The 12,191-nt window shown below is 62.6% G+C and carries 12 protein-coding genes; 2 read left to right on the plus strand and 10 right to left on the minus strand.

Features of this window, described 5'->3' with window-relative positions:
- Nucleotides 1-103 precede the first annotated feature (103 nt).
- Genes LDN95_RS22175 through LDN95_RS22185 form a run of 3 tightly spaced genes read right to left on the minus strand, consistent with a single transcriptional unit; the run spans nt 104 to nt 2,000 of the window.
- Nucleotides 104-1,327, minus strand: coding sequence for a tyrosine-type recombinase/integrase (locus tag LDN95_RS22175; protein ID WP_226019701.1), 1,224 nt, complete (start codon nt 1,325-1,327; stop codon nt 104-106).
- Nucleotides 1,324-1,740 (minus strand): type II toxin-antitoxin system VapC family toxin, encoded by a 417-nt coding sequence (locus LDN95_RS22180; protein ID WP_226019702.1) that lies wholly within the window; start codon nt 1,738-1,740, stop codon nt 1,324-1,326. The genes LDN95_RS22175 and LDN95_RS22180 overlap by 4 nt, the downstream gene beginning before the upstream one ends.
- The gene (locus tag LDN95_RS22185) at nt 1,737-2,000 is read right to left on the minus strand and encodes a hypothetical protein (protein ID WP_226019703.1); all 264 of its coding nucleotides are present in this window, start codon (nt 1,998-2,000) and stop codon (nt 1,737-1,739) included. The genes LDN95_RS22180 and LDN95_RS22185 overlap by 4 nt, the downstream gene beginning before the upstream one ends.
- A 190-nt stretch (nt 2,001-2,190) precedes the next feature.
- Here LDN95_RS22185 and LDN95_RS22190 point away from each other — a divergent pair, with 190 nt between their 5' ends.
- Entirely contained in the window at nt 2,191-3,216 is a 1,026-nt protein-coding gene (locus LDN95_RS22190; protein WP_226019704.1) for a hypothetical protein, read from the plus strand.
- A gap of 138 nt (nt 3,217-3,354) precedes the next feature.
- Here the strand turns inward: LDN95_RS22190 and LDN95_RS22195 are convergent, their stop codons facing one another.
- From LDN95_RS22195 to LDN95_RS22210, 4 genes are all read right to left on the minus strand, one after another.
- A complete protein-coding gene (locus LDN95_RS22195) occupies nt 3,355-4,347 on the minus strand; it encodes a TniQ family protein (RefSeq protein ID WP_226019705.1) in 993 nt (330 codons plus the stop codon).
- The gene (locus LDN95_RS22200; protein ID WP_226019706.1) at nt 4,344-5,201 is read right to left on the minus strand and encodes a TniB family NTP-binding protein; all 858 of its coding nucleotides are present in this window, start codon (nt 5,199-5,201) and stop codon (nt 4,344-4,346) included. The genes LDN95_RS22195 and LDN95_RS22200 overlap by 4 nt, the downstream gene beginning before the upstream one ends.
- Complete coding sequence (locus LDN95_RS22205; protein ID WP_226019707.1) at nt 5,180-6,850, minus strand: Mu transposase C-terminal domain-containing protein; 1,671 nt, start codon at nt 6,848-6,850, stop codon at nt 5,180-5,182. The genes LDN95_RS22200 and LDN95_RS22205 overlap by 22 nt, the downstream gene beginning before the upstream one ends.
- Nucleotides 6,851-6,926: 76 nt before the next feature.
- Complete coding sequence (locus LDN95_RS22210; RefSeq protein WP_370631731.1) at nt 6,927-7,337, minus strand: hypothetical protein; 411 nt, start codon at nt 7,335-7,337, stop codon at nt 6,927-6,929.
- Between the two features lie 198 nt (nt 7,338-7,535).
- Between LDN95_RS22210 and LDN95_RS22215 the strand changes: the two genes are divergently transcribed.
- On the plus strand, nt 7,536-8,567 hold the full coding sequence (locus tag LDN95_RS22215) for a hypothetical protein (protein WP_183615276.1): 1,032 nt from the start codon (nt 7,536-7,538) through the stop codon (nt 8,565-8,567).
- On the opposite strand, the gene LDN95_RS22220 is transcribed toward LDN95_RS22215, so the two are convergent.
- Genes LDN95_RS22220 through LDN95_RS22230 form a run of 3 tightly spaced genes read right to left on the minus strand, consistent with a single transcriptional unit; the run spans nt 8,518 to nt 11,761 of the window.
- A complete protein-coding gene (locus tag LDN95_RS22220; protein ID WP_021224396.1) occupies nt 8,518-9,549 on the minus strand; it encodes a TniQ family protein in 1,032 nt (343 codons plus the stop codon). The two genes, LDN95_RS22215 and LDN95_RS22220, sit on opposite strands and share 50 nt — an antisense overlap.
- On the minus strand, nt 9,546-10,361 hold the full coding sequence (locus tag LDN95_RS22225) for a TniB family NTP-binding protein (protein ID WP_084514624.1): 816 nt from the start codon (nt 10,359-10,361) through the stop codon (nt 9,546-9,548). The genes LDN95_RS22220 and LDN95_RS22225 overlap by 4 nt, the downstream gene beginning before the upstream one ends.
- Nucleotides 10,358-11,761: a Mu transposase C-terminal domain-containing protein gene (locus tag LDN95_RS22230; RefSeq protein ID WP_021224394.1), complete on the minus strand. Its 1,404-nt coding sequence runs from the start codon at nt 11,759-11,761 to the stop codon at nt 10,358-10,360. The genes LDN95_RS22225 and LDN95_RS22230 overlap by 4 nt, the downstream gene beginning before the upstream one ends.
- Nucleotides 11,762-12,191: the final 430 nt, after the last annotated feature.

Genomic DNA, 12,191 nt, shown 5'->3' on the forward strand with positions numbered 1-12,191 from the left:
TTGTCGGGTGCCAAAGTAGAGCGCAATTGCGTGCACTGAACTCCAATCGTCGCGCCATATTGGGCTGCATTCAATCTGCACGGCATTCGGCGTGTTGTTCGCGCTACTGATCGGAGAACCGCTTTGCCAGTCTGGCGCTCGCGCCACTTTTGGCAGCAAGTTTTGAGCCATAGCGCAACACCGTGCGTGCATCGCGCCAGCGGTAAGCCTGCATGATCGCTGGTAACCCTTCACCTGCGGCAAAGTTATCCTGCGCTACGCCGACACGAATGGAATGCGACGAAATCGCCTTGCACCAGCGGCTAAGCTCGGCCTCGCTCATCTGCCCCAGCAAGCCCTTCTCCCAGGCTTGGCGAATAAGCCGCTTGTAAATGAGCGTGATACTGTTGGGGTGTAGCGGCTCTGCACCGATACCATCGATTGATCCGTCAAAATGCGTCGTGACCCGGCGCAGCAGCGGCCCCTTGTCGATTTCAGAAGCTTTGCACCAACGCGTGATGGCCATCATGGTTGCTGGAGAAAGGTAAGCCTGCGCACCAGCTTGCTTGCGGTCAGTCTTGCTCGAGGGAATGTGAAGGATCCCTGCGCCCTCACTATCAGGGCCTTCGATGTGCGCAACATTGATCGCCACCAGTTCAGATCGCCGCGCCGCCGTATCATAGGCAATGCGCAACAACGCGGCATCGCGCAAACCCAGCTCGTCGCGGCGGCAGGCCTTGAGCAGGTGAGCAAGGCACACCCCGGCCGCCGGGCTGTCGAGATCGGCGATGTCGCCCTTGAACCGGATGGCGCGAGCCTGTCGCTGCCGCACACCCAGATGATTGCGCGCCGCCTTACGCTCGAACTTGACCAACGTGTCTGATGTCGGATCGACGAGGCCAACCATGCGGTAAGCCCAGCCCACATGGACGAGGTAGCGCTCGATCGTCGCCATTGCGCGGGTTTTGAGGTCACAAGTCTCAGTACCGGAAAGGGCTCGGATCCAGGCAGCAACGTCGGCAGGGCTTGCAACGGCAGGCTCAACGCGGCGCAATCGGCACCATTGCCCCCACAAGGTGAGGTCAGAGCGGAAGGCGCGGCGGGTGTTTTCGGACCAGCCACGCATGGCTGCATCGAGCAGCGCCTCGTCGATGTGAATGCCTGCACCGACCAGTGCGCGCACATCTCCGACCAGATCTGCCGGTTCGACAGACAAAGGGACGATCTTTCGGGTACGGACCGATGATTTTTGAGCGCGGACGGGTTCGCGCCTGTCAGGACTTTTCTCGCCGGGTACCTGGGCCGCAAGCAGCCGGGCTGGCGGTGCGATGATCGGTCGCCGCATCAATCGCCCCAGGGATTGACCAAGTCGATGCCGGTAGCTGCAAAATCCTTCACATTCCAGGTCACCAATGTGAGCCCGTAAGCCCCTGCGATACCGGCAATCTGGACGTCCCCGGTTGTCATGGTCCGGCCAGCGCTGGCACTGACACCAGCAAGCTCAGCCGCCATTTCCGCCGAAGACCGGTCGAAGGACACGACGCGCGGACCAAATCGGGCAACGATACGCTCGAACGCCCCCATCAGTTCGTCACGGCGGCGGCCGGGTGGTATGGTGTTGATCCCGGCACGTACCTCGTAGATCGCAATGGTCGGCAAAGCACAATTGCCAGCGTGGCGATCAAGCCATGTCACAACCTTGTCGGAAGGTGCTGGCCGCATCAGTTCGGAGACCACATTGGAATCGATCAGATAGATCATTCGAAGACCGGCAACGTACGATCAGGGCGCTGGCGCTGCAAATCGATCGCGGCGGCGACATCGTCATAGCCGGGCCGCGTGATCCGCACGATAAAACTGCCGAGCGGCTCGAGCGCATCGGGGTTGCCCGCTTCGGCGCGCGCGGCCTCATCGAGAATCTGGCGCAGTTCTTCCTCGAGACTATGCCGTCGGCGCGAGGCGCGCTGGGCAAGCAGGCCCTTGGTCTCTTCAGACAGGTTGCGGATCGTGACGCTGGCCATGCGCGGACTCCAGGCTGGCGGCCGAGGCGGCCATCGCCGGAAATATAGCGGCAATCCGCATCAGAAACCAGCAAAATGCAATCATGCAATCGTTCATCTGAGTTTTGCATAATTACGATAAGCAGCCATTATCAACACTATAGCAGACAGCACATGGACAGAAAGTATGATTTCAGTCTACAATATATGCATGATCCGCCCTCCCCTCCCCCTAACAGCTGTGCCGTGGTCGGCCGAATTGGCGAACGTCCTTGCCGACGCCAGCGGCGCCATTGCCCGCCTCGATGCCCGGATTTGCGCGAGTTCGCTGGCACCGACGTGGCAGTTGCGGGCAAGCTGGACGGGTTACGGGAACGCGCTACGCTTCCAGAACTTTGAGATCGACGAAATTGATATTATTTCACGTGAATGCGGCCTTCATCTGGCCGGACGGCAACGCCTCGAAACGGTGGGGGATCCGTTTTCCGCAATCGAACCCTGGCGCGCCCGGCTTACCGAGAGTGAGGGGCGGCACTGGCGCGAAGACCTGCCCTTCACTTTCGATCCACCCCCTGGCTGGGAAGATGCCCCTACCCTCGCCCGCGCGCTTGGCCTGCTCGATTCTTGGGCACGCGCCGACGCGACGATCGCGCCATGGCTGGCGTTCCCACTGGTTCTGCGGCGCATGGGGTTAACGCAGCGCGCCCTGCCCTGCCTCGTCACGGGCGACCCCGGGCAGCGCTTTGCGCTCGATCCCCGCCCTGCCCTGCTCAAGCGGCTGCTCAAACAGCTGGCCCGCAGCGCCGAGAACGGTTTGACCCGGCTCGAACGGCTCGAGAATGCCGCGCAGCGGGCCGCCGCGACAATCGGCGCGCAGCATCGTCCCGGCAAGCTTGCCGACCTTGGCCGCATTGCACTGACCCGGCCTTGTCTTGCTGCACGCTCGCTTGCCCCCATGCTCGATCTCACCGTGTCGGGCGCGGGCAAGCTGCTAGAGCGCGCGACCCGCCTCGGCCTGCTGGTCGAGATATCCGGGCGCGAAACCTGGCGCTCCTATGTCACCCCCGATGTCGCCGTCTCGCTCGGGTTGATGGCTCCCGCGCGTGGACGCCCCCGCCTGATGCCCGCCCCCTCGCCTAAGCTGGATTCGGTCCTGACGGCGTTTGATGCCGAAATGGCTGAGTTCGAGGCGCGCATGGCGCGCCTTGGCGGGCAAATCAGGCAGAATATGCAGTAAAACACTGATCAAAATGGATAAAATCGAGGTCGCCAAAAAAGGCCTTACAGCGCAAAAACAAGCGCTGGCTAAGCCGGTATATACAAACGTCGTAAATGCGCTCTACGGGCTTCTGAGGGCAAATTTCGGCATATTCGCCTATTTCGCCACCAAGCCAGGCCCGGATTGTTCCCCTCTCGAGGCAAATCGGCCAAATTGTGCTTCAACTTGAGTCTGCGCATCGCGACGCACCCGCAGGTGGGCATAGGCAAGCACGATGTCGAGCGCGCCGACATTATAGCTGGCCGACGGTAGACGGCGCTTGCCGATGCGCCAGCGTCGTGGGGGCAGTTTCGGCGGTTTCAGTGTCATCACCTCTCTCCCTGGGCGCTCGGGCAATTTCAGCGCTACCAATCGCTCGAACCCCCAGGTCGCTTTTCCCACACGGCTGTGCGCCAGTGCCAGCATGGCGATCCGATCGTGTGCGAAGTGAAACAGGTTCGCCTGGAAGCGATCCACATAGGCTTGCTTCTCGCCCTTGAACCGTTTGCGGCTAGCGCGCACAAGCCTGGCGACGCCCTCGGCGTTCCATTCGACCAAGCGCGGGCGGAGCTCAAGTCCCCAGCGCAAACTCTCTGCGCGGGCCAGCGTGCCGCTTAGCCAGGAACCCACAGCCCGCTTCGACATCGCTCCATCCGCCACCGGCAGTCGGCAGAGCGGAAGATCGTGCACTTGGCACCGCCAACTCATCCGCAAGATCCACTCCTTGCGGATGATCGGCGCCCGACCATCCTGCGAGGCCTGCTGCCAGCAGCGTGAACAGACATATCTACGCTCGAGGCGCGGCAATACCGCCGAAGCCTCGACGTTGAGGAAGGTGCCTTCGATTTGCTGTGGCTCGATCTGAACCGCCCAAGCCAACTGACCGATCATCTGATACACGGCGAAGTACTGCTCGTTGGCCAAGCCGCATGTGCCACGGGCCAGATCCATACTGGCAAGCGCCGTTTCAAGGCCAAGGTGTCGAAACAACGCAGTTCGCGTAGTTTCATGCGCAGCCGCGACCCTGTCAATCCACGAATCAAAGCACTCGTCGGCCTGCGGGCGAACCCGAAACGCCAGCGGTTGCGGCTCCAACGCGTGTACGGTCATCGCGCCGCATAGTTCGGCAGCAACACCGCCGCCTCGCGAATATCCGCAAATTCCACGCGTGCCCGGCCATGTCGATAGGCCACTTTCTGGCCCCAGTGCAGCAGGCGCTTGAAGTTTCCGGTCACTCCAAGACTCTGTTCCCAGAGAAAAGCGGCGACCTCCGGCTCGGCGAGGCGATCCGGCTCGATCAATCCCATCCCTTGCCCGAGTACCCGAATGAGACGTTGCGTCGGCGCTCCCTGTGGCCAGGGCTTCAGCCGCAAAATGATTGAGCGATAAGCAAGCTCGACATCCTCGGCAAAGATATCGGCAGCTACGTCGAGCCCTGCAACCACCATTGGTACATTGCCCTCGCTCATCAGGAAGCGGAATGCATCAAGCGTATCGCGTCGCGCCCGCCCGCTGGCAGTGAGGATCGCATGAACATTGTCGATCCCGATGAGCCGGGTGTGTTGCCGCCGCAAAAGTTCGACCACCTTGAGGTCTGCAATGCGATGAGTCTTGCCGGTGATTGGCCAGCCTTGCTTCCACAGCAAAGTCAGGTTGATCTTGAGTGAGGTCGAACCCGAAGGGATGACGGTTCGCAGCATCGGTTGATAGCGGGCATCGTCAGTGACGAGCGGCTCGGGAAAATCGTGGGCAACCCGGCGCTGTGTCTCCCGCAGAATCGAGGTTTTGCCCATGCCCGACTGCCCAACCAATACCACGCAGGTCGGACGTTCGTCGGGTCCGTCATGGGCAAGTTCGACCAGGGTCTCGACATGCTGGCGGGCTTCGTCGAAATCGATCCAGAAGGCCTGCGACAGCGCCGAACCGCCAGGCACAGGGGCAGTCATTCGATACGTTTCAGCCATGTTTCTTCCCCCAACTCCGCAACGGGAAGCCAATTCGGCGCCGGTTCCACCGTGGCTTGCGCTGGTACGCGCGAATGGGATGTTCCCTCGCGCTCCGCTCGTTTTCGGGCCTCACGTGCGCGCCGGGTCTTAGCAGTTGCAGAGAGAACATCGCTGCGATTGGCATGGATCAGGCGCGCGGCTTCGGCCCGCGCACCGTTATCTTGATAGGCCCTGCCGGCCCGGGATCGTTCGTCCCGCTCGGCTTCCCATTCCGCCAGGCTGACATGAGGATACTGCCCGACAACCGCAGCCGAAACGAAGCCACCCTTCACTTCCGGATAGACCTCCTGAATGGTTCGTTCGTCGAAGTGTACCATGACTTTCTGGCCGATCCGCGATGCAAGACTGGCGTGCCAGTACCGACGATAGCCAATCTGGATTCCGTAGGCCTTCACGGTTCGCTCTACCCACGGCAGGAAACGGCGGACGAGAGCCGTTTCGTCGAGGCCGAGCGGCACCAAAGGCCCATGCCGCTTCGCCTCCTCGGCCCAAGCCTGCGCCGGCGCCAAACCGCCCAACCCTGCGTGAGGTTCGGCGTGATAGAGACAAATTGCCCGAACAAACCAGCGTTCAAACTCATCGATGGTCATCGTAGCGGCCGCCCCAGCGTCATAACCGTCGCGCTTGGTGGCGTTTGCTCCCGTCGCACCGGGCAACAAGCGCATCTTGGCCATCATCGTTCCAATCAGGCGTTCGATATGGCCGCCAAAATGCGCGGGGCCACGCGGTCGGACATCCGGATCAATTCCGTAGGAAAGGCACGCAAACCGAAAGGATTGCGCACGATGCGGTGCCGCATGGTCAGCGTGTAGCCGTTTGAATAGCCCATGCATTGGGTAGTCGACATCAAGCTGTAGTGCTTGCAAAAGGCGATGCTTCGGCAGGATCGCATTGGCGATCGCACGCCCGCATCGAAATATCGAGGGGTCCCCAAAGCTCACATAGAAGCCAAGGATACATCGGGTCTGCACTTCGATCAGCAAGGTCACCCAAGGGCGCCCCAGCTCTTTGCGTTGCACGCTGTCGACAAGGATTACATCGGCCCGCGTGTGATCCATCTGAACGAGGTCGAGAAAGCCCCGGCTTGAATACTCACCCGCGTGCGGCTCATGCGCACTGCGCGTCTTGGAGCCCATCGTGGTGCGTGCCCGCACCGGCTCCGATATCGTCGCAATCGCCCGTTCAATGCTGCGTTCGCTTGGCACTTCTCTGGCTTCAAACCGATAATCGCCGTTGTCGGCGATGAGGAGACCGCGAACCTGACGCGCTGTTTCCTTCATGCTCGCCCCCGCCTTGCGCAGGTGGATCTCGCCAATCAGCGTATCGATCGCGGCGAGCACAGTTTGGCCACCGCCTCGGCTCCCCGGTTTAGGCCCCTTCGGCAACGACGCCAGCGATTCTGCGACGGGGTGCTCGCGGAACCGCCGGGCGAGCTCGCGAATTCGCCGTTCCTTGAGCCCGGTTGCGGTCGAAATTGCCGCCACCGCCTGCGCCGTCAAAGGTGCATCCAGCGGGACGTATTGACGAAACGCCGGGTACAGCGCCGCGCCTGTTGCCAATGCAGCTTCTGAACGACGAGCCGAAGCCGGCGGTTTGCGTTCGATCATGGTGCTGATTCCACCAGAAATTTCGCGTCTAATGTCATCTATTATGGCACGGCAGGCAATCGGATTTGTACGCGCGTCATAGATTGCTGCCATCTTGGCGTTGTATCCAACTGTTTCTAAGTGATTTCTTGTGCTTGCAGCCTTCTTTGGCAGGCGACACCTGCGTTGGCAGCGGCTCCTTCTCGCCGAACCCGAGGATGCGGTGGATCCGGGCGATCGAGGCGATCCGCCGCGCCAGCGTCGCGGGTTTGGCCGGGGCCCGGATTTCCGATCCCTTGGCCAGCCAGTGAAGATAGTGGACGAGGCTTTCCGGATCGGCAGGAACCGCGGTGACGACGGGCCGCCGCGACTTGCACCAGGCAAGGAAGCACCGGAGGTCGGCGGTGATGGCCGCCTTTGTCGCCGGCGCCATCGCCGCAACCGCCGCCTCGAGCGCCAGCGGGCGCGCGGCGCGCGCGTCGACCAGCGGGGCATGCGCGCCCAGCACCAGCTCGACCGAGGACCGGAAAGGTCGATCAGCGGTCATACGCGAAGGGTACTTCGAGCGGCGTGCATGGGGCAATTTCTGGCCAAAATGGGCATTTCCGGCAAGCTCGATTTTACCATAACATCCGATTATGGAAAATCCGTGTTTTCAGGGGGTCGAATGATAGGATACCAAACTGGCGTTTAGGTGAACTTTGCATTGACCGCATTTTCCGGCGCAATTATCCCACCTTCCGATGTACATCGCGCCGAGACATTTCCAGTGAAACAGTCAACCGACGCCAGTCCTATCGCTTTCCGGATCGGCCAGATCGACGCGCTGGCCAAGACCCTGCTCGCCTCCCCTGCCCTCTATTCCCCGGAAATGCGCGCGTCGCTGGCGCTGCGCTGGCTCAGCCGGGCGTGGCAGCAATACCGCCAGGACCGGGCAATCACACTCGGTCCCGCGCTGATCGGGGCCGAATGCGCGACCGAGCGCAATGCCTTTCTGACCCTGTTCGAACAGGCCCTGCCGCGCCGCGAGAAGCTGCTTTCCCAGGCGGTCCGGACCGTGCGCAAGATCGCCATCCGGCCGATGGCGAGCGAGGTCACCGAGGCCGAAACGATCGTCGCAGCAAGCACCGATGAGCTCGAGCGGGTGCTCACCGTACTCGCCCAGCCCAAGCGGCCCACTGCGCCGCTGGAGCGCCTGCTCGAGCTGGTCGACGGGTTTCGCTATTCAACCGGCGATGAACCCGATCCCCTGTCCGCGACCGCGCGAACCCCGTGCTGGGCGATCAACCTGGCCGCCACAGCGCGCGGCGACGCGTTTCGCCTGAGCGAGACCGCCCTGCCCTTCCCGGGCCTGGCCCAGCGCCGGCTGTTCCGCGCTGATCGCGGCGCGCAAGAAAGGCGCGCCGACGCGCGCGAACATCTGCTCGAGGCGCTGCACGCCACCGCCTGCGACATCGCCCGGCTTCCGCGCGCGGCGGAGGTCTTCACGCGTGAATTTCCGAGCCAACGGACCAACTCGCGGCTGTACCTCGCCTGGATGCTGCTATTCGGCCTCGGCGGGTTGACGCCGGCCCAGCTCGCCCGCGCGCTGCCAGCGACCAAGGCCGGGGCAGGCAAGCTCCTGCGCCAGTTGGAGGCAGGCCATTTGGCGCGCAGTCAGGGGCCATTCGCGCCCTTCCTGTGCACCCTCAATATCCCGGTGGCCATGCCCGACTGGCGTTACCTGAGCTCAAAATAGCTGCCGCGGGCAGCCCCAGCAGGCCGCCGAAGTGGCGCTCGAACACCGCCGCCCTGGCCTCATCGATATCCCTGCGCTCCCGCACCCAGGCATAGGCGCGCAGCAAGTCGAGGAACTCCGGCGCCATCCACGCCGAGGCTGACTTGGGCGGAGCACAGGCCCGCAGGCGGTAAGGCATTTTCACAGGCGCTTGAACGCCGCCGCCGACTGTCGGACATTCGGGCAATCGTGCCGCAACCAGACGCTCGAAGCGGCGCGCAAGCGCATGCCGGTTGCCATGCGCGAGGGCCAGCATGCCGATGCGATCGGCCGAAAAGTGGAACAGGTTTGCGGCGAAACGGGCATGGTAGCGTTTGTTGGGCGGCGCCATGCCATGCCCATCGCGGGAGCCGGCCAGATAGGCCAATTCCGCCGCATTACGCCGCAGCGCGCCTGGTCGAACCCGGTATGCCCAGCGTCGCCGCTCCGCCACAATGGTAGCCAATCCCAGATCCGCTTGCGAAATCGGGCTCGCAACGTCCCGCAACAGGCTGGCCATGTCGGTCAACGGCAACTCGTGGTCGTGGCAACGCCAGCTTGCCCGCAAGATCCATTCCCGGCGGACGATCATCGGCTTGCCCGCCCGTCCCGCTTCGTACCAGCAGCGCGCACAGGCGTATCGCCTTATGCGCCGCGGCAGCACGTCGTGCGCCTGGCAGGCGAGAAAAGTGGCGGAAATCCTGTCGTTTTGGCATTGCACGGCCCAGGCGAGGCGCTCGACCAGATTGGCAAAGGCACTGTGCCAAGCCACGTCCAGCCCCCGCGCGCCGCGCGCCAGGTCGTATCCAGCAAGAGCCGGTTCGATCCCGACATGGCGGAAAAGCGCCGCACGGGTCGTCTCGTGGGCCCGGGTCACCCGGTCGATCCAGGAGTCGAAACATTCATCGGCAAGCGGTCGCACCCGGAACGCCAGCGGCTCCGGCTCGAGCCCGAGCGCGATCACCGCGCCGGGTGACCGGGGAGCAAACCCGCAGCCTCACGGATATCGGCGAATTCGACGCATTCGCGGCCGTGACGACGCGCAACCTTCTGTCCCCAGTGCAGCAGCCGTTTGAAGTTGCCGGTAACCCCGAGACTGTGGCGCCACAGGAATTCGGCGATTTCCGGCTCAGCAAGCCGGTCAGGCTCAATCAGCTGCATCCCGTGCGCCAGAACGCGGATCAGCCGCTGCGATGCCTCGCCAGGCGCCCAGGGATTGAGCCGCACGATGATCGAGCGATAGGCCAGCTCGACATCTTCGGCAAAGATGTCCGCCGCGACGTCGAGCCCGGCGACCACCATCGGGACATTGCCCTCGCTCATCAGGAAGCGGAATGCATCGAGCGTGTCGCGCCGCGCCCTGCCGCCAGCGGTGAGGATGGCATGGACATTATCGATCCCCACGAGCCTTGTGCGCTGCCGACGCAGGAGTTCAACCACCTTGAGATCGGCAATACGGTGGGTTTTCCCGGTGATCGGCCAGCCCTGCTTCCACAGCAGCGTCAGGTTGATCTTGAGCGCGGTTGAACCCGACGGAATGACCGTGCGCAACATCGGCTCGTAACGGGCCTCACCCCAATCGGCAGGTTCGGGAAAATCGAGCGCAATCCGGCGCTGGGTCTCGCGCAGGATCGAGGTCTTGCCCATCCCCGACTGGCCGACAAGCAAGACGCAGGGCGGTCGCTCGTCGGGCTCGTCGTGCGCCAGTTCGACCAGTGTCGTAACCGCCGTGCGCGCTTCGTCGAAATCGATCCAGAAGGCTGAATTTCCGCTCATTTGCGCCATTTCAGCCAATCATTGTCCGGCAGATCCGCAGCCGGGATCCAATGAACTTCGGCCCGTTCGATCCGCCCCTTGGCCTGGGGTGAGTGTGCCACGCCTTCGCGCTCCTGCCGCTTGCGCTCTTGTCGGCTACTCGCTGTGCGCTGCCGTGCCATGGCGACTTCGCGCCGCGCGGCCTGAATGTACCGGGCGGTCGCTGCCTTTGCGCCATCCGCCTGAAACGCCGCCCCTGCCCGCCGCTGGCGTTGCCGTTCGGCTTCCCATTCGGGCTCGCTGATATCTGGGTAGTCGCCGACCACGGGCAAGACTACGAACTGGCCATCGATCTCCGCATAGATCCGCTGCAGCGTGCGCTCATCATGATGCACGGTGATTTGTTGGCCAATTCGGGCCGCCAGAACCGGATTCCAGTAGCGGCGGTGCAGGATTTGAACGCCGTAAGCCTGAACGGTTCGCTGCCGCGCCGGCAGGAACTGGCGGGTGAGATGCTCAACATCAAGGCAAGCCGGTAGCAGCGGAGAATGGCCGGAAACCGCCGTTTTCCACGCCTGTGCAGGACATTGTCCGCCCAGCCCCTTGTGCGGACCGTTGTGATAGATGGCGATCTGGAACAGCAGCCAGCGCTCGAATTCGGGCAAGGTCATCGCTGCCGCCTGTCCGGCGTCATAACCATCGCGCTGGGTGACATTGCCGCCCGTCGCACCAGGTAGCAGCCGCATCTTCCCAACCATTGTGCCGATCAGGCGCTCGATGTGGCCTCCGAAGTGGGCCGGTCCGCGTGGACGGATGTCGGGATCGATGCCGTTGGCCAGGCAAGCTCGCCTGAAGCTCTCCGCCCGGTGCGGTGCTGCGTGATCGGCATGGAGCCGCCGGAATTGCCCATACATCGGGTAGGAGACATCGACGCCCAATTGCTCAAGCAGCGGTTCCTTGGGCAGCAAGGCGTTGGCCACCGCCCGGCCACAGCGGAAAATCGAAGGATCGCCGAAACTGACATAAAAGCCCAGAATACTGCGGGTCCAGACCTCAACCAGCAACGTTATCCAGGGGCGGGCGAGCTCCTCGCGATGTACGCTGTCGACGAGAATCACATCTGCCCGCGTATGATCCATCTGCACGAGATCGAGCAGGCCCTCGCTGTGATAGGCGCCCGGATGAGGCTCATGGGCGCTGCGCTGCTTCGAGCCCATGCTCGAGCGAGCCCGCTGAGGCTCGGATATCTCGCCGATCAACCTGATCAGAGTGCGCTCGCTCGGTACCTCGCCCGGCGCGAAGCAGAACTCCCCATCCTGCGCGATCAAAAGACCATGAATTTCCCGGGCTGCCAGGGCCGCAGTGGGCGGTGGCTTTGTCAGGAATACTTCCTGGGTAAGCCGGTCGATCGCCTCCCTCACCGGCTCGGCGATGCGATGACTGCCAATCCGGGGACCGCGAGGGGTTGGAGCCAAGCTCGACGCCACAGGATTTGCGCGAAATCTGCCTACTAGTCGTCGTATCTGACGGTCGCTCAGCCCTGACTGGGCAGCGACAGCGTCAATGACTTGTGCTGTCAGTGGCCCGTCGAGTGGGACGAGGCGTCTGAAGATGGGGTAGAGTTCCGCACCTGTCGCCAGAGCTTCCGTGGACGCGACTTTCGTGCGGCTCGGTTTGCGTTCGATCACCCGACCTCCCGTGGCCGGATATCGACCGATTCAATGACATCAATTCTGGCAGAGGCATCGACACGGAATCCTAACCTGCCAGAATTGTTGGCATGGAAATCAGGATAATACATTGATATTCAGTGCATAAATGCGGTTTCCATAAACTTTGGCAGCCGACATC

The sequence above is a fragment of the Novosphingobium sp. FKTRR1 genome (assembly GCF_020404405.1).
Lineage (GTDB): Bacteria > Pseudomonadota > Alphaproteobacteria > Sphingomonadales > Sphingomonadaceae > Novosphingobium.

Coding starts and splice junctions, on each gene's coding strand:
- LDN95_RS22180 (WP_226019702.1), bottom strand. CDS start 1,740: ATGATCTATCTGATCGATTCCAATGTGGTCTCCGAACTGATGCGGCCA.
- LDN95_RS22185 (WP_226019703.1), bottom strand. CDS start 2,000: ATGGCCAGCGTCACGATCCGCAACCTGTCTGAAGAGACCAAGGGCCTG.
- LDN95_RS22190 (WP_226019704.1), top strand. CDS start 2,191: ATGATCCGCCCTCCCCTCCCCCTAACAGCTGTGCCGTGGTCGGCCGAA.
- LDN95_RS22195 (WP_226019705.1), bottom strand. CDS start 4,347: ATGACCGTACACGCGTTGGAGCCGCAACCGCTGGCGTTTCGGGTTCGC.
- LDN95_RS22200 (WP_226019706.1), bottom strand. CDS start 5,201: ATGGCTGAAACGTATCGAATGACTGCCCCTGTGCCTGGCGGTTCGGCG.
- LDN95_RS22205 (WP_226019707.1), bottom strand. CDS start 6,850: ATGATCGAACGCAAACCGCCGGCTTCGGCTCGTCGTTCAGAAGCTGCA.
- LDN95_RS22225 (WP_084514624.1), bottom strand. CDS start 10,361: ATGAGCGGAAATTCAGCCTTCTGGATCGATTTCGACGAAGCGCGCACG.